Raw genomic sequence first — 17,168 nt, 5'->3', positions numbered from 1 at the left:
TTGATATGTTATAATAATTAGAATATTCAGAAAGAAGGAGGGATATCTTGGAGTATTTACTTATTTTTGGTGGGATTCTGGTTGCGTATACAGCCATGAGAATTTGGTTTGGAGCAAAAAGGGCAAAAGTATATGCCGAAAACCTCAAGAATCAAAAATATAACGTAATGGACCCAGCACTACAGAAGATTGACAAACCCTTGAAAGATAAACACCGCGGCCCAATCGGATAAAAAGCACATCGGATGAATGTCCGTTGTGCTTTCTTTTTTTGTTTTTTTGGAGAGGGACGGACCTTATGGATAGGAGGAAGTGGCGGTTTGTTCACAGTTTGGCGCAACAAACCTGGAAAGTGGCACAAGTTTGGGCAGAAGTGGCACTAGTTTGTGGGAAAGTGGCACAACAAACCCGAAAAATGGCACAAGTTTGGTGAGAACTGGGACAACAAGACCTGAAAGTTAGTCAACAGATAGAATATCAGATCCCAATTTCCATGAAAAAAGCCCAAATCCATAATAGAGCCTCCACACTATTTTTGAGAAATCCTCGCTTCACGTTTCGAAAAGTCCACATCGCCATAATACATAGACTTCACAAGCACATTTGGGCCAAGGCAGCGAGCCATTGGGCAGTGGCAATTCAACTCTTTCGCAAGAGGTTGTTGTTTCCACTTTTCAAAAATGGCAGGCAGGGTATCCTTTGCTATATTTCCAAGGGGGGGCGTGTCGCCAAAGTCAGTGACGATGACATCTCCAGTGAAAATATTTACATTGAGACGGGAACGGCCGTCAGGGTCATTACGGACGCTGACATTTTTAGCCGCATAAAGTTCCGTCAGAAAATCCAAGTCTTCCTGTGAAGAACTGCATGGATAGAATGGAAGTGTTCCAAATAGCATCCACACGTTTTCATCCCGGAAGGAAAGAATGTCTCTAATTGCTTCCCTGGTTTCTTCCAATGAAAGGGTTTCTAAGCTTGACGCGAAATCGGAAGGGTACATTGGGTGAATTTCGTGACGACCACACTTCATTTCGTCAACTACCTGACGATGGATTTTTTCCAAGTAAGGCAGGGTGTTTTTATTTAACATCGTTTCTGCCGATACAAGGACTCCACGTTCAGAAAGAGCACAGCTGTTTTCGATCATGCGGTCAAACAGCTTCTGGCGCTGTTCTCTTGTTGGCTTTCGTTCCATATTGGCAAAGCCGACGTCGATGAACTCATCGATTGTCCCCCAGTTGTGCGAGATGTGCAGGACATCCAGGTATGGGGCGATTAACAAGTAGCGATCGAGGTCCAGGGTCAAGTTGGAGTTGATCTGGGTATGTACGCCTCTGGAATGTGCATACTTGAGTAATGGTAAGACATAATTTTCAACGGATTTCTTTGAAAGCATCGGCTCTCCGCCGGTAATACTAAGGGAACGAAGCGTTTTGATATCGTCGAGCTTCTGCAGAATCAATTCTATGGGAAGGGCGCTTGGATCCTTCGGGGATAATGTATAACCGACGGCACAGTGCTCGCATCTCATGTTACAGAGTGTCGTGGTGGTGAATTCTATATTGGAAAGAGTGATGTCACCATGCTCATCCACATCTAAGTAAGCCTCCCAAGGATCATGGTCAATCGACATTTTCTTGGAGAGAGTATCAGTTTTCATTATAAAAGCTCCTTTATAAATAAGTCACTTATCCATTATTGAGAAAGGGTCAGCCCTTGTCAATCGGAAAGTAATTGGTTACCATAGTAAACGTATTGAAAGGAGAGAGAACTCTTGGGTAAAGCAATCAACGATAAAGACTCACAAGTGAGCTATTTAAAACAACGCCTGAACCTGTTCGTCGACGTTCTGGACTCAATCGACCCCGAACAAGCTGACATTGACGATATCGATCGCCTGATCGCGATGATCGATGATATAGAAGTAAAATGCGAGCAATTTAAGAAGAGTGAGTAGGAGTCCTGGATGGGGCTCTTTTTTTTGGGGAGGGACGGACCTTTGAAAATTGGCTTTGGTTTGTGAGGTGGTGATGATGTGCGAAATTCGTTGGATTTTGTAGACCGGTCGATATATGTATGATTTCGGTCTATAAAATGAAATAACAGTTGATAAATTCAAATAACGGTTGATAAATCCACCAACCACGTTCGGTAAACCCCACCCTTCATCCTATGCAGGAAAGTAGACAAGAATGCCAAGCAGGATTTCCCCACCAAAACGTCAAACTTTATAAAAAAAGGAGTGACGCATATGATCATCACACCAATCGAAAAACACCAATGCCAAGCAGCCAAAGATGTGATCCTCTCTGGTTTCCTCGAGCGATTCGGGTTCATCGATCACAGCTTGAATCCCGATATCCATGATATTTCAGGAGAGTATGATGGGACGCACCATCATTTTTTTATAGGAAGAGAGAACAAAAACATCATCTGCACAGGCGCCATCCGAAAAAAATCACCTGATACGTATCAGATTGTGAGAATGTCAGTCCAATCCCCATACAGGAAACGTGGTCTCGGCCGCATCATGCTCAAATTTCTGGAAGAAAAAGCACACTCCCTTGGGGCTCGAAACCTCATCCTCGAAACCAACAAACAGTGGTCGGACGCCATCCGTTTTTACCAAAACAACGGGTACACCTATAAGGAAGAAGACGAGGTTTCATGTTATTTCGAGAAGGAAATTCCATTGTGAAATCCCTTTCAATCTTATTCTTATAGGAGTATAATGATGTATGAAAATTAAGACTGTTTTTGAGATCTTTAGAGGGGGAGAACGATGAATAAAGAGACATTACAGCAAAGTATGTACGATTTGATTGTGGAAACATCCACGAACTTGCCAAAGGATGTGCGACGTGCGATCCGCTCAGCGAAAGCCCGTGAGAACGCCGGTACGCGATCGGCGATGAGCTTGGACACGATTTCAAACAATGTAAAGATGGCGGACGACAATGTATCACCGATTTGTCAGGATACAGGACTTCCGACTTTTAAAATAAAAACACCGGTCGGCGTGAACCAGCTTGAGATCAAAGAAGCGATCTATGCTGCCATGGTAGAGGCGACGAAGGACGGGAAGCTTCGTCCGAACTCCGTTGATTCATTGACTGGGGCAAACTCAGGAGACAATCTTGGCCTAGGGACACCGGTCATCAAGTTCGAGCAGTGGGAAAAGGATTACGTTGATGCGCGTCTGATTTTAAAGGGCGGCGGTTGTGAAAATAAAAACATTCAGTACAGCCTTCCATGTGAGCTTGAAGGGCTTGGCCGTGCCGGACGTGACCTGGATGGAATCCGTAAATGCGTGATGCATTCGGTATATCAGGCTCAGGGGCAAGGGTGCAGTGCCGGCTTCATCGGCGTTGGAATCGGTGGAGACCGTTCTTCAGGCTATGATCTGGCAAAAGAACAATTATTCCGTTCTGTTGAAGATGTGAATCAGAATGAAGATCTTCGTAAGTTAGAAGAGTACGTAATGGAAAATGCAAATGAACTTGGAATCGGCACGATGGGATTCGGCGGTGAAACGACTCTACTTGGCTGTAAAGTCGGCGTGATGAATCGTATCCCTGCAAGCTTCTTCGTATCCGTTGCCTATAACTGCTGGGCATTCCGTCGTTTAGGGGTGAAGCTTGATGTAGAATCAGGCGGTATCGAGGAATGGTTCTACCAGGAAGGCGAGAAGATCGATCTTACTCAAGGATCAGAGGCGGAGCTTGAAACGGCAGCGGCTTCATCTGGGGAACAGCCAAACGTTGTGGTACTCCAAGCTCCAATCACGGAAGAAAAAATCCGTGAGTTGAAAGTGGGAGATGTGGTTCAAATCAACGGCCGCATGTTCACTGGCCGTGATGCGATTCACAAGCATTTAAGTGAGAATGATGCACCAGTGGATCTTGATGGCCAAATCATCTATCACTGTGGTCCGGTTATGCTGAAGGACGATGAAGGCAACTGGCACGTGAAAGCGGCTGGTCCGACAACATCGATTCGTGAGGAGCCTTATCAAGGGGACATCATGAAGCGCTTTGGAATCCGGGCGGTCATCGGTAAAGGCGGAATGGGTCCGAAAACACTTGCTGCCTTGAAAGATCATGGCGGAGTATACTTGAATGCCATCGGTGGAGCGGCTCAGTACTACGCAGATTGCATCAAAGGCGTAGACGGAGTGGATCTGATGCAGTTCGGTATACCTGAAGCGATGTGGCACCTGAATGTGGAAGGCTTCACAGCGGTTGTAACAATGGATTCCCATGGACATAGCCTGCATGAAGAAGTGGATAAATCGTCATTGGAAAAATTAGCTCAGTTTAAAGAGCCTGTTTTTAAATAATGAAAGGAACCACCTCGTTATAGATGCGGGGTGGTTTTTCTATTGGGTATTTATGTTAAAATATGAAACCATAAAGACCGTTCTTTCGTATTACATACAAACAGGATCTGGAGGGCTACGATGATTTTCAATAAATTAGTGAGCGTGTTGTTTCTTTCCTTAATGGTGTTCTTAACAGGGTGTGCAAGTAATAATGAAAAATCGAATATCACTTCAATTGAAGATGTGAACGTTGATATGTTAAAAGAAAACAGCGGAACCTATGTGGGGGATAACTCCAAGGTCAGTGCGATCCTTCAGGAATTGCCTGGTGGAGAAACCATTCAAGAAATCGATCTTTCAGGGGAAATGGTAAAGGTGACCTATGGCAATAAAGAAGAGAGCCTTTCTCAAAGTGACGTGGATGAGTTTTGGTTTGACGGTAATCATGCCGACCGGAAGAACTTTTATTACAACGCCATCTACCTTACCCTTCTTGTTCCGAATGCCCAAGAATATCACTTCCAAGTAGACGAATCCATGGTATCCGTTTCAAGGGACAAAATGGTCAAGAACCTCCAAGATGAATTTGAAGAATTCCCAACAGGCGAAGCGATCTGGGACAAAAAGATTGTATCTGAATTCATCGATGAACATAACGGAAAACTCACCGAAATGGCAACGAAGTATCAGACGTTTTTTGAGTGAGGGACGGACCTTATGTCGAAACGTGTCACACTTCGACGGACCTGAGACATTTGCCCGGATACAAACCCAATCTTTTGTAGAACCATTATGGTCATACAAGATATATATAATCATCTAAACTTTATTCTATTGTCATTCATTGTCGAAGATTCCTTTTGTACCAAAAGAAGGAATCTTTTTGCTTTTTCCTTATGGACTACGAGAATTCAACTTATTCAAAGTATTATTTTGAATACTTCTACATAAGTATGAGGGGGAAGAGTGAGAGTGGAGGGGGAAGAACAAAATGGCAAATCCGATCGTGGCTCGATCTTTAGATGAGATTCAATTCTGGTCGAGAATTATGAAGGAGCATGCGTTGTTTCTGAGCTTGGGATTCACGTATGATCAGAAGCAATTGATTGAAGAAGCACAGCAGTTCATTACGGTTTTTGAAAGAATCGAGGAGAAACTGAATAAATACTCCATCAACACGGACTTACGGCAAATTCAGGCATTTAACAGCGAAGTTTATCAAGCGGCAGCTGCAATTTGGAACTATAAGCGGAAAGTATTAGGTTTGACATTGCGATGTGAAATCCGTTCTAATAATTATCCATTGTTAGTGGATCATATTAGCAGGGAGGCTGCATTCTTTGCCAAACGTCTGCAGGAATTGAATGAGGGGAAACTTGTACCTGAACAGGATTGCATAATCCAGGAAAATGTATTCTTCCTGAAAATCATGGCCGATCACGCGAAGTTTATCGGACATCTATTGGATCCTTCCGAACGGAAATTAGTTGAGCAGGCGAGAGAGTTCAGCCAGGATTTCGATCAACTGGTTTTTCAAGCGATTGATTTAGACTCCATGCGTCCACAATCCGAAACAAAGCCGATGTTGAACCAATTTCTGAATCAAAATAAGGTTTCTGTTAAGTCATTACGTGATTTCAAGAAAACCGCAAGAGAATTAATTGAAGAATGCAGGATCAAAAGTAATATCCATCCACTTTTGGCTGACCACACATTTAGAGAAGCAGAACGATTCCTGGAAATCATCGATCTGTTTGAAGCGAGTTTGCAAACGAAATAAAGGTTGGAGTATGATAACCGCTTTAACTATTGGATACTTTTAGTACACATGAATCCTTCCCGTTCTCAAAAACTAAGGGAAACGGAATGTGAAAGAAGGGTTCAATTTGCGAAATTCACTAAAAGTGTTACTTATAGCATCAATCTTAGTATTGCTCATCCCGGCACAAGCCTATGCAGTTTCGAATAACCCGATTGGCTGGGGATTTAAGAAGAGTCAGAATGAAGTTCCTGCAGAAGCAGGGGCTCAGCATGATCAGCTGCTTGATAAATATGATGCTTTTTACAAGGGATCACCGGATAAAAAAGTCCTGTATCTGACCTTTGATAATGGGTATGAAAATGGCTACACAGGACAGATCCTTGATGTATTGAAACAGGAAAAAGTACCAGCCACCTTCTTCGTGACAGGTCACTACTTACTAAGCGCTGAAGACCTGGTCAAGCGAATGGTGAAAGAAGGACATATCGTAGGGAACCATTCCTGGCATCACCCGGACTTCACGGCAAGCTCCGACCAGAAAATCCGGGAAGAGCTGGAAAAAGTAAAAGTGAAAACGAAGGAATTGACAGGTCAAAAAAAAATGAACTACTTGCGACCACCCAGAGGTGTATTCTCTGAACGTACTCTCCAAATTGCGAAAGAGGAAGGTTACACTCATGTATTTTGGTCGCTCGCCTTTATCGATTGGAAAACCGATCAGCAAAGAGGCTGGCAATACTCGTACGACAATATCATGGCCCAGGTCCATCCAGGCGCGATCATCCTTCTGCACTCCGTCTCCAAAGACAACGCAGACGCCATGGAAAAAGCGATAAAAGACCTCAAGAAAAGAGGCTACACCTTCAAAAGCCTGGATGAACATCCAATGATGAAAAAATAAGAGGGACGGACCTTCATTCCCAGGATATTATCGAGGGAATAGAGGTCCGTCCCTCAATGCTCAGACAAAGGACATGCTCAATTTTCCTTACAACGCTTATTGTTATGAATAAAGAAAACCCTATCATTAGAATATTGTAAGTAGGAAGAATCACATGCACACTTAATTTCAGAAAAATAGTCAATGAAAATGGTCCGCGATTTTCAATAAATACCTTGATGAAGTATTTGTTTCCAATTTTACTTAATGAAGTAATGTGAAATGCCTACGGTGAGTGGGGGAAAAGGAAAAGGTTACCGTGATAAACACAGTTTGCACTAGATATGCCGGGTATTTTTTTAGATCCTTCTACTGTATTGGTTCCATTCCATAGTGTGCTATCATTTTAACAATGATAAATACTCGTCCTCCTTTTTGGGAGGGCGTTTTCTTTTTTAAAAGGGTGAGAATGTTCGTGTATGTGATTCGTCGCATAGTTTCTTTATAAAATCTTGATAGTCGCCTGCTTTGAGACGTGGATTAGGATAGAAAATCAGGCTGGATATTCGGTAAAGGAGGAGTGTTTTTTGGAAATAGTCATCGTGTTTTTTATTTTAAGTGTGACGTTCCCAGTGCTGCATTTATATCATTGTCTACCATTGTTCCGTGATCCTGACGAAAGGTCGAGGCGAAATCCTGCTTTGAAAAAGTGGATGATCGATCATGGGCATGAAGATGAAAAGGGAATGAGCATTTTGATTCCCTGTTATAACGAAACGGGTATAATCGAGACGTCCATTGAGAGCATGAAATCATTGCCGTATTCTCAAATGGAGGTTGTGTATATAAATGATGGTTCAACGGATGAGACAATGGGTTATTTGAAGGAACGGCTTAAGTTGAAATCATGTTCCATTGAACCAATCGGAAAGCTGTCATATGAAAAAGTTAAAGGGATCTACCAATCGGAGCTTTACCCTCATTTCTACGTGGTTGATAAGGAGAACGGGGGAAAAGCGGACGCTTTAAATGCGGGTCTCGAATATGCGAGCCATGACATCATCATCACATTGGATGCTGATACGATTTTGGCCGACGAGGCATTATCAGCTGTCAATGATGCGTTCGAAGATAAGAACATCGTTGCTGCAGGCGGGATGGTACATGTTTTGCAAGCAAAGACAAATGAACCTTCGAACCGATTGTCTTTAAGGCATACAAACATGCTATTAAGGGTTCAAGTGCTGGATTTTCTTAAAGCATTTTATATTTCAAAACTATCTCTTGTACGCTTCAGAGCTTTAGCCGTCATATCCGGGGCATTCGGGATTTTCAGGAAGCAATCACTACTCGATGTAGGGGGCTATCGCAAGACAATAGGTGAAGATATTGACATCACCCTCCGTATCCATAGACTCATCGCGAAACATAAAAACTTAAGAATCAAGTTCATATCCGATGCCGTCGGGTACACCGAACTACCGGAAACATGGAGGGACTTAACCAAGCAGCGGTTACGTTGGCAGAAAGCCTATATCGACTGTATCATTCATTTCAGCTCCTTCTTTGGAAAAACGTTATTTACGAAGACCGTTTCTTTCTTTTATATATTTGAAGCGTTTCTGATCGGCACCCTTGCTTCTTATATCATGACAGGAATCGTGATCTACAATATGATATACGACCCTCAGAACACGTATGTGGATTATCTGTTTTTTTATTTGTTTTGGATATTCTTATTTGGGTTCATGTATGACGTGGTGGCGATACGCCAAGGGAAGCGGTACGGTTTCACCTTCTCTATACAGGATCGTTTCCGCCTGTTTTTTGCGATTCTATTTGATATTTTCATCTACCGATTTGTCACGATGTATTTTGTCATGTATGGAAGCATCTCCTATTTCTTTAACAAAAAATGGAACAAAGTGTCCCGGACAGGACGGAATTATCATCAGGAAGGCTCGAAACCCGCAGCATAGTCACAGGCACGTTTTCGAGCCAACATCATGGTGAGCAGGTATTAGTGTGGAGGACAGATAATGGGTAAAAAATTTCTGCTATTCAGTTTAACCTCTGTGACAGTATTGATTCTGGGGGTAATCAGCTTTACATTTCAATTTGTCACGTCGATCGGAGCTAGCATGGACGAAGAGGTCGACAGGAAAGAATCCTTTGAGGAACATGTGGAAACGATCGACTTGAAGGATGGGGACCCCATCTCAATTCTGTTGATGGGAGTCGATACGAGACCGGGTGAAGAAGGCGGACGAGCCGATACCATGGTTCTCTTAACGCTCAATCCTCATTCCCAATCGATGCATATGGTCAGTATCCCCCGCGATACGTATGCCAATATAGAAGGCGGCCTGAACAAAATCAACAGTGCTTATCAAGTGGGGGGGCCAGAGGAGACCATCCATTCTGTCGAAAACCTCCTGGATGTACCCGTGGATTATTTCTTGCAAATAAACATGGAGGGCTTTGAAGGCATTATTGATGCGTTTGACGGGGTGGAAGTGAACAATGATTTAGAGTTCACTGACAAACATGTCCACTTCCCGGAAGGTCAGATTCGATTGGATGGTAAAGAGGCATTGATCTATGCCAGAATGAGAAAAAAGGACCCACGAGGAGACTTTGGCCGTCAAAAACGCCAGCGCCAAGTCATTGAAGCTCTGATGCAAAAAGGGGAGAATATATCATCGATCACGAAATTCGGTGAAGTCGTCAAGGTCCTTGAAAAAAATATCAAAACAAACATGTCCTTGATCGAGGTGTGGAATATTCAATCCAATTATAAGGGCGCTCGAGAAAACATCATGGAGCACAAAATCGACGGTAAAGACAAAACCATGATGGGTACGTACTATTACATGCCCGATAAGGAAAAGCTCCATGACATTTCTGATCAGCTGAAACAGAACTTGGAGCTTGATGGTGATCCAAAGCTGCCAGAAAAAGATCCGAAAACAAACAGTTCAGGGAATAAGCCCGATCATGTTAAGGAAAAAGAAACGTCCCCTAAACCAAGCGATACGGGATCAAGCGGATCGAAAGAAGATACACCCAGTGATGACGCAATGAAAGAAAAGGAAGAGTCTGATAAACAAAAAGATAATAAAGATTCGGACGGGATAACCGTCAAGAATAGCGACAAACCGAACGTGGATAAAGTCATCACGAAAGATTGGAAGGCAGTACCTACCAATCAACAAAACCATACAAGAGTCACATTGGATGAAGGTTCCCTGGATTGGGAGGAGATGACGGCTGCCATTTCAAAAGGCGTTGCTTTATCAAAAGAGGATATGATTCTCTGGTGGGTGGAGAGCGATCGTACTGATAGTGCCATTGCTACAGTGACGAATAAGGCACAAACAGAAACCTACCGGGTCTACGTATCATGGCTGGACGAGGCGGGTTATGCACCGACCAAAGTGGAAGTGCTTCATGTCAATGATCAAAAGCAGTAATTGTATGAAATTCTAGAGCAAGGATTCCGAAAGAGGGGGACATTTCCCTCTCTTTTTGGATGAATAGAATGAAAAGAATATAGAGGAGAGGCTAATTCATGGAAAACACAGTCATACTTACAGCAGTTATTATCGTATTGGTAGGTATCATTTTTGGGTTGCTACTATTCATAAGGAAGAAAACGAAAAAGTACGAAGAGCGAATGGCAGAATTTGAAACGGAAGCTCTTGCCAGTTTAAATAGGGTGGAGCATAATCTAACTATTAAAAGAGAGCAAAAAGGGTGAGATCCTTCGTATTCAGGTTAGGGTCTCACGCTTTCCCATGTACCAGATCTGATTTTCAGTCAAGAAGGAAGGTCCGTCCCTCCAAACAGTCAATACCAAAGCACACTATCATTCTTGTTACAATAAGACAGGTTATACATATTCTTCGCCATTGTTCCATCTTCGACATGCTCGATCTTCTTGCATGTCATCTCCATGATTTCACCGTTGCCAAATGTATCCCGACGAGAATCTCGTACTGAATGAATCATTGTTCCATCAAACGCAAGGTCATGCAAGATTGGATCGCCTTCTTCCGTATAGCTTACAATTCGGACACGATCCTCCACGCCATTCTTCACATTACCGTAAAGCTCCACAAATTGATCGAGATTTTGAACATCACCATGTGTATTTACAACATCCGTCTCTGCAGGTTCATTCATAATCCACCATTTGCTTACCTGAACCAACCTCAACCTGATCTCCGGCCTCATTACAACCAGCGACCGACAAAAGGAACAAACCAGTCCACATCAATTTCTTTCCAAATCATCCTTTTCAGAAAATCCATTTAGGGACGGACCTCTACTTTTAGAGGTCCGTCCCTCAGCTATTGTATTAGACGAACCACAACGTTGAATTGTTACACCCGCGGTATGCTATAATACACATACAAGTTTTGTGCGGAAGGATGAGGACGATGGTGATAAGGAATGTTAAGGTTGGGGGTCCGTATAATTTCGACCGGGTACTGGAGAGGCTGGCGCTGGATCCCTTGAACGCAGTGGATCAGAAAGACCGAAGCGTGAAGGTTCCATACTATCTCCCTGATGGGAAAGGCGAGGTCATCAAGGTTCAGGCGACAGGCACCACGGATCAGCCTGAATTCAGCATGACCTTTGAAAATGAAGAGAACCTTGAGCAAAAGCAGAACCGAATTTCGGACATTTTCCAATGGCACACTGGTCTTCGCGATATGCACGAGCACTTCCTGCAGACCGACCTTAAGCCCATTTTCGAGGAGCATATCGGAACGCCCATCATCCTGGAATTCGACCCGTTTGCGACGATTATCAAAAGTATCATCCATCAGCAGCTAAACCTAAAGTTTGCCTTCACCTTGACCCATCGTTTTGTCACGAAATATGGCTGGCAAAAGGACGGGGTCTGGTTCTATCCATCACCGGAAATAGTCGCCGGGCTCACCGTGGAAGAACTGCGGGAGCTGCAATTCAGTCAGCGGAAAGCGGAATATGCAATGGGCATCGGACAGAAGGTATCTAACGGAGAACTGGATCTGGGCAAACTAGCCAAGCAGCCAGACGAGGAAGTCATCAAGGAACTTACAAAAATCCGCGGCATCGGCCCATGGACAGCCCAAAGCTTTCTGTTATTCGGACTGGGACGGCCGAATCTCTTCCCGAAAGCGGATATCGGCATCCAAAATGCCATCAAGAAATTATTCCAAATGGATCAGAAACCGACCATGGACGAGCTGGACCAATTCAGTGCATCTTGGCATCCTTATTTAAGCTATGCATCCTTGTATTTATGGAGAAGTATCGAATAGAACGGACGTGAACCAATGAAAAAGCAGTACGCAAAAAAGCAACACAGCAATGAAGTGAAAATCGAGCTGAAACAACAGTTTCCTCTAACGATAAAAAAAATCGGCATCAACGGTGAAGGAGTCGGGTTCTTTAAACGAAAGATCGTCTTCGTACCTGGAGCCCTTGCAGGGGAAGAAGTGGTGGTCGAAGTGACTAAGGTCCACCCGAAATTCACCGAAGCCCGCATCAAAAAGATCCGGAAGAGGTCATCCCAGCGCACAAAAGCTCCATGCCCGGTATACGAGCAATGCGGAGGTTGTCAGCTTCAGCATCTCTCATATGAAGGACAACTGGATGCAAAACGGGACATCCTGCTTCAATCCCTCGAGCGTCACACGAAGCTTAAATTAGAAGACTTGGATATCCGTCCGACGATTGGAATGGACAACCCGTGGCACTACCGGAACAAAAGCCAATTCCAAGTAGGGACCCAAAACGGCAAGGCCATCGCAGGCCTATACAGCATGAACTCAAACAAGCTGATAGACATCGATGAGTGTATCGTTCAGCACCCGCTGACAAATAAAGTAACAAATGAAATCAAGCGCATCATCAACGACTTCAACATCCCTGTTTTTGATGATAAAAAGAAGAAGCCGATCTTGAAAACGATTGTGACCCGTGTCGGCTTTGAAACAGGCGAAGTCCAAGTCGTACTCGTCACTGCAGAGAAGAAGATTCCACGCAAGGAATTGCTGATTTCGGAAATTCAGAAACGCCTCCCGGAAGTCGTATCGATCGCCCAAAACATCAACCCTAAGAAGACGGCCCTCATATTCGGAGATGAAACGATCCATCTATCAGGAAAGGAAAGTATCGAAGAGCGGCTGGAAGAATTCACCTACGAACTATCGGCACGTGCATTCTTCCAGCTCAATCCGATCCAGACGAGCAAGCTGTATAATGAAGCGAAGAAAGCAGCGGCCCTTACAGGTGAAGAAAAAGTGGTTGACGCCTACTGTGGAGTAGGGACCATCGGATTATGGCTTGCTGACGGAGCCAAAGAAGTCCGTGGAATGGATGTCATCAAAGAAGGGATCGATGACGCAAAGCAGAACGCGAAGAAGTTCGGAGTCGATCATGCCGAATATTTCGTCGGAGGTGCCGAAACGCTCCTGCCTAAGTGGAAGAACGAAGGCTGGCGTCCGGATGTAGTCGTGGTCGATCCGCCACGTACAGGCTGCGACAATAAATTACTTGATACGTTGAAAGAGGTTAAGCCCAAGACATTCGTTTACGTATCCTGCAACCCATCGACCCTGGCGAAGGATATCGATTATTTGAAGAAGCAGTATCGTGTGGAGTATTTGCAGCCGGTGGATATGTTTCCGCAGACGGCACATGTAGAAGTTGTAGCGAAGCTGGTCCTAAAATAATGGAAACGGAAAAAGCCCTGTGAATCCTTACAGGGCTTTTTCTTATTGAATATTCATTCCTCAATCATTGCTATGCTGAGATGCTTTATTCCCAGGTGCAAACCAGCCAAACAAAGCAATCCCCAAAAGAACACCATAGAAAATGAGGCTCCAGACGGTGCTGTGAGGGAAATCATGATCAAGTACCCCAATATCTTCATGGGCAAGTGTAATGACGGCCAATTTCACCCCGACCCAGGCGACAATGGCATATGCGGTTGTTTCTAAAGCAGGGCGCTTTTCAAGCAGCTGCACAAACCAGGTTGCCGCATATTTGATTAAGATAAGCCCGGCAATTCCTCCGAGGACAACTATGATAAATTGTCCACCGTCCATTCCGCCGAAATCCTCCAGAGGAGAATCGGGGAGACCAAGGGCAAGAGCCACGGCAGCGAGAATCGAATCAATCGCAAAGGCAAGATCTGCCAACGCAATCTTTCCTACTGTCGGCCAGAAGCCTTTTCCGGCAGCTTCTTCTTCTGTATCTTCACGAATATTTTCATTCTCTTTTCCAAAACGTGCTTTGATGACATGTTTTAAGCCCAGGTAAAGAAGGTAGGCTGCACCGATCGCCTGAATCTGCCAGACGTTTGCGATAAAGGAAATCGCAAACAGGGCACCAAACCGGAAGGCAAAAGCGAGGAAGATCCCGTATTTGATGGCCCTTTTCTTCTCATCGTCCGGCAAATGTTTCGCAATGACCGCAAGGACAAGGGCATTATCGGCTGATAACAAGCCTTCAAGGCCGATAAGGATCAGTAAAGTCCATCCGTATTCTAACCAGATTGATTCCAAATAAAGTGCTCCTTTCCAATAAACATCCAGCCCAACACACAAAGCTGAATCTGTTAATGTAAAACTAGCCTCAGTGTTTATCATACCACTGATTGGGAATCTGATTCTTTATGGGAATTGGATTTTTTTAGATAATCCCAATTTCCTTTTGCACTTCCAAATAATTTCATGGTATAGTGAATTTACTAAATATGACAGGAGTGATGGGTGGACGATGAAGTACTGATCTTATTTTCGAGACGTTTGAAATTCTATATTTCAAATTAACCAAAATAGGATTAGTCTGCCCATTTTTATACGTCGTCTGAGCTATTGATTTCCAAGTGGCTTTCTTTGAGTGCGACAGGTACGGCTAATCCTTCCAGATGAATGGGGAGGATTTTTTTGTTCTCCCTTTGATGAGAGGGGAAGATGGTATGAGAGAATTAATGAAGTTAGTAAATATAAGCTATGAAATGATGGATCAGCCTATCTTTGAAGGGATCAATGCAAGTGTACAGGAAGGGGATGTCATCGGGATCATCGGGCAGAATGGCGCCGGAAAGTCTACGCTGCTGCAGTTGATTCACGGGGATTTAGTGCCTTCGATAGGCACACTCCAGTGGCTGCAGCACGACTTGAACATCGGTATGGTCGAGCAGGAAACGGAGTCCTATTCCTTTTACGACGCGTCACCTTCTGAAGCCAGGCTTTTGGAAAAATGGCATGTGCCAAATCATGAGTTCCAGCAGCTGAGCGGCGGGGAAAAGCTGAAAGCCCGTCTTGCAAAAGGGTTTGCGAAGAATGCCGACCTTCTTCTATTGGATGAACCGACGAACCACCTGGATCACGGGAGCATGAAACTCCTGACGAACCAGATCAAGGAGTATAAAGGGACGATCATTCTCGTGTCCCATGACCGGTATTTTTTAGATGAAGCGGTGACGAAGATCTGGGCGATCGAACATGGGAAGCTGATTGAGCATCGAGGCCATTATTCGAGCTACATGGAGGCACGAAAACAGAGACGGCTCACGCAGCAGCGTGAATATGAGAAGCAGCAGAAGATGGTGGAACGGATTGAAAATCAGATGAAAGAGCTTACATCATGGTCACAAAAAGCCCACGCCCAGTCCACCAAACAGGAAGGATATAAAGAATACTACCGGGTAAAAGCGAAAAGGACGGACAGCCAGGTGAAATCGAAGCAGAAGCGTCTAGAGAAAGAGCTTGAGAAAGCAAAGGTGGATGCGGTTGAGGAAGAGCATTCTGTGCGATTTTCGCTTCAGGCCACGCATAAGACAGGAAAGCGGTTCTTGGAAGTGAAAGATCTGATGAAAGCTTTTGAGGGACGAATACTATTCAGAAATGCCAATTTCACGATTCAGCATGGGGAAAAAGTGTCGATCATCGGACCGAATGGAAGCGGGAAGACGACATTATTAAAGGTGATCCTGGGGCAGGAGACGGCTGACGGTGATGTATGGATTTCACCATCTGCCCAAATCGGCTATCTGACGCAGGAAGTGTACGATCTTCCGCTTGACGAAACGCCCCAGCAGCTTTTCCATAAGGAAACGTTCGATGAAAGAGGGAAAGTCCAGACGCTCATGAAACACTTGGGATTCCAGACGACTCACTGGCGGGAATCGATCAGGAATATGAGTATGGGTGAGCGCGTAAAGTGCAAGCTGATGAAGTATATTTTAGAGGAACGGGATGTGCTGATCCTGGATGAGCCGACGAATCATCTCGATTTGGCCTCCCGTAAACAGCTGGAGGACACCCTTTCACAATACAATGGAACTTTGATCGTCGTGTCACATGACCGTTATTTTCTTGAGAAAACGACGAGTACGAAACTCGTGATCGCGGAAGGCAGGATTCAAAAGCAGCTGAATGAGCCTACTTCAGAACGGGATGACCGGGAGGAATTACGGTTGAAGCTCGAGACGGAGAGGCAGGAAGTATTAGGGAGGCTTAGTTTTATGGTGCCGGGAGATAAGGAATATGCAGAACTGGATCGAAAGTTCAAAGAGCTGACAGAACAAATAAATAAGTTAAAGTAAAAAACGGGACATTTCATACGCTTATTACATCAAAGCGTTTGAAACGTCCCTTTGTTTGAAAGAAAGCAGGTGCTTACGATTCTCTGTACTCTTTTTCCGTCCCACCAGGGAATTTGATCTCCAGCTCGAACTTCTCATAGCCATCCTCAATTGAAAATGCTTCTTTCACTTGTTTGATGACCTCTTGTTCATCGGTATCCTGATCAAACGAGAAATCTTTGAAGATTGGGGTAAGCTTATCCATCGCTTCATTAGAAGTCAGATTTTGATCATGGAGATCATCCTGATATTTCGCTTCCGTTGAGTCTTTTTCGTTCTCGTAATCCACGTCGATTGTTTTATTCTCCTTGTAATCAACTTCTAAATCAAAGTTCGTAAAAGAAAAAGTTTCATCTTTCGCTCCCTCATTATTGGCAGTATCCTCAACTGGTGCATTTTCAGGAGGGTTCTTTACTTCTTCCTTATCATTACAACCAGCTAAAAGAACCAACGAGAACAGAACAGCGAAGATACATGTTGTTTTACTATTCATACATTGACCTCCTTTATGATGATAAGGATAGTTTACCCAATTGTGGAAAAAATGAATCATGGA

17 protein-coding genes are annotated in these 17,168 nt (G+C 44.1%); 13 read left to right on the top strand and 4 right to left on the bottom strand.

Translation table 11 applies throughout. The features are described 5' to 3' along the window. The first annotated feature begins 47 nt into the window (after nucleotides 1–47). The gene (locus AC6CIB_RS09465) at nucleotides 48–233 is read left to right on the top strand and encodes a hypothetical protein (RefSeq protein ID WP_498279979.1); all 186 of its coding nucleotides are present in this window, start codon (nucleotides 48–50) and stop codon (nucleotides 231–233) included. Between the two features lie 296 nt (nucleotides 234–529). Here the strand turns inward: AC6CIB_RS09465 and yfkAB are convergent, their stop codons facing one another. Next, nucleotides 530–1,660 carry a radical SAM/CxCxxxxC motif protein YfkAB gene (gene yfkAB / locus AC6CIB_RS09460; protein WP_498279977.1) on the bottom strand — a complete coding sequence of 377 codons (1,131 nt, stop codon included), beginning with the start codon at nucleotides 1,658–1,660 and terminating at the stop codon, nucleotides 530–532. A 114-nt stretch (nucleotides 1,661–1,774) separates the two neighbouring features. Here yfkAB and AC6CIB_RS09455 point away from each other — a divergent pair, with 114 nt between their 5' ends. From AC6CIB_RS09455 to AC6CIB_RS09415, 9 genes are all read left to right on the top strand, one after another. Then, nucleotides 1,775–1,957, top strand: coding sequence for an SE1561 family protein (locus AC6CIB_RS09455; protein WP_034761313.1), 183 nt, complete (start codon nucleotides 1,775–1,777; stop codon nucleotides 1,955–1,957). A 294-nt stretch (nucleotides 1,958–2,251) separates the two neighbouring features. Then, on the top strand, nucleotides 2,252–2,698 hold the full coding sequence (locus AC6CIB_RS09450) for a GNAT family N-acetyltransferase (protein WP_498279975.1): 447 nt from the start codon (nucleotides 2,252–2,254) through the stop codon (nucleotides 2,696–2,698). An 84-nt stretch (nucleotides 2,699–2,782) separates the two neighbouring features. After that, on the top strand, nucleotides 2,783–4,339 hold the full coding sequence (locus AC6CIB_RS09445; protein WP_498279973.1) for a fumarate hydratase: 1,557 nt from the start codon (nucleotides 2,783–2,785) through the stop codon (nucleotides 4,337–4,339). A 120-nt stretch (nucleotides 4,340–4,459) separates the two neighbouring features. Then, nucleotides 4,460–5,026, top strand: a complete 567-nt coding sequence (locus AC6CIB_RS09440) for a DUF4825 domain-containing protein (protein WP_498279971.1) — start codon at nucleotides 4,460–4,462, stop codon at nucleotides 5,024–5,026. A gap of 286 nt (nucleotides 5,027–5,312) precedes the next feature. Then, a complete protein-coding gene (locus AC6CIB_RS09435; RefSeq protein WP_498279969.1) occupies nucleotides 5,313–6,101 on the top strand; it encodes a DUF2935 domain-containing protein in 789 nt (262 codons plus the stop codon). A 106-nt stretch (nucleotides 6,102–6,207) separates the two neighbouring features. Then, nucleotides 6,208–6,984 carry a delta-lactam-biosynthetic de-N-acetylase gene (gene pdaA, locus AC6CIB_RS09430; RefSeq protein WP_498279967.1) on the top strand — a complete coding sequence of 259 codons (777 nt, stop codon included), beginning with the start codon at nucleotides 6,208–6,210 and terminating at the stop codon, nucleotides 6,982–6,984. A 566-nt stretch (nucleotides 6,985–7,550) separates the two neighbouring features. After that, entirely contained in the window at nucleotides 7,551–8,942 is a 1,392-nt protein-coding gene (locus tag AC6CIB_RS09425; protein ID WP_498279965.1) for a glycosyltransferase family 2 protein, read from the top strand. Nucleotides 8,943–9,002: 60 nt separating this feature from the next. Further along, complete coding sequence (locus tag AC6CIB_RS09420) at nucleotides 9,003–10,436, top strand: DUF1510 family protein (protein ID WP_498279963.1); 1,434 nt, start codon at nucleotides 9,003–9,005, stop codon at nucleotides 10,434–10,436. Between the two features lie 98 nt (nucleotides 10,437–10,534). Continuing rightward, nucleotides 10,535–10,723: a hypothetical protein gene (locus AC6CIB_RS09415; protein WP_498279961.1), complete on the top strand. Its 189-nt coding sequence runs from the start codon at nucleotides 10,535–10,537 to the stop codon at nucleotides 10,721–10,723. Between the two features lie 89 nt (nucleotides 10,724–10,812). Here the strand turns inward: AC6CIB_RS09415 and AC6CIB_RS09410 are convergent, their stop codons facing one another. After that, on the bottom strand, nucleotides 10,813–11,181 hold the full coding sequence (locus AC6CIB_RS09410) for a DUF4362 domain-containing protein (RefSeq protein WP_498279959.1): 369 nt from the start codon (nucleotides 11,179–11,181) through the stop codon (nucleotides 10,813–10,815). Between the two features lie 224 nt (nucleotides 11,182–11,405). Here AC6CIB_RS09410 and AC6CIB_RS09405 point away from each other — a divergent pair, with 224 nt between their 5' ends. Beyond that, nucleotides 11,406–12,275, top strand: coding sequence for a DNA-3-methyladenine glycosylase family protein (locus AC6CIB_RS09405; protein WP_498279957.1), 870 nt, complete (start codon nucleotides 11,406–11,408; stop codon nucleotides 12,273–12,275). Between the two features lie 15 nt (nucleotides 12,276–12,290). Then, complete coding sequence (gene rlmD, locus AC6CIB_RS09400) at nucleotides 12,291–13,691, top strand: 23S rRNA (uracil(1939)-C(5))-methyltransferase RlmD (protein WP_498279955.1); 1,401 nt, start codon at nucleotides 12,291–12,293, stop codon at nucleotides 13,689–13,691. 60 nt (nucleotides 13,692–13,751) lie between these two features. Here rlmD and AC6CIB_RS09395 read toward each other — a convergent pair whose 3' ends face one another. Beyond that, nucleotides 13,752–14,525: a TerC family protein gene (locus AC6CIB_RS09395; protein ID WP_498279953.1), complete on the bottom strand. Its 774-nt coding sequence runs from the start codon at nucleotides 14,523–14,525 to the stop codon at nucleotides 13,752–13,754. Nucleotides 14,526–14,941: 416 nt separating this feature from the next. On the opposite strand from AC6CIB_RS09395, the gene abc-f reads away from it, so the two are divergent. After that, nucleotides 14,942–16,573, top strand: coding sequence for a ribosomal protection-like ABC-F family protein (gene abc-f / locus AC6CIB_RS09390; protein WP_498279951.1), 1,632 nt, complete (start codon nucleotides 14,942–14,944; stop codon nucleotides 16,571–16,573). 73 nt (nucleotides 16,574–16,646) lie between these two features. Here the strand turns inward: abc-f and AC6CIB_RS09385 are convergent, their stop codons facing one another. Continuing rightward, a complete protein-coding gene (locus AC6CIB_RS09385) occupies nucleotides 16,647–17,105 on the bottom strand; it encodes a YusW family protein (RefSeq protein WP_498279949.1) in 459 nt (152 codons plus the stop codon). Nucleotides 17,106–17,168: the final 63 nt, after the last annotated feature.

The sequence above is a fragment of the Rossellomorea sp. GQ25 genome (genome assembly GCF_059758515.1).
The sequence above is the reverse complement of the archived record's forward strand: the minus strand, read 5'-3'. Positions and strand labels throughout refer to the sequence as shown.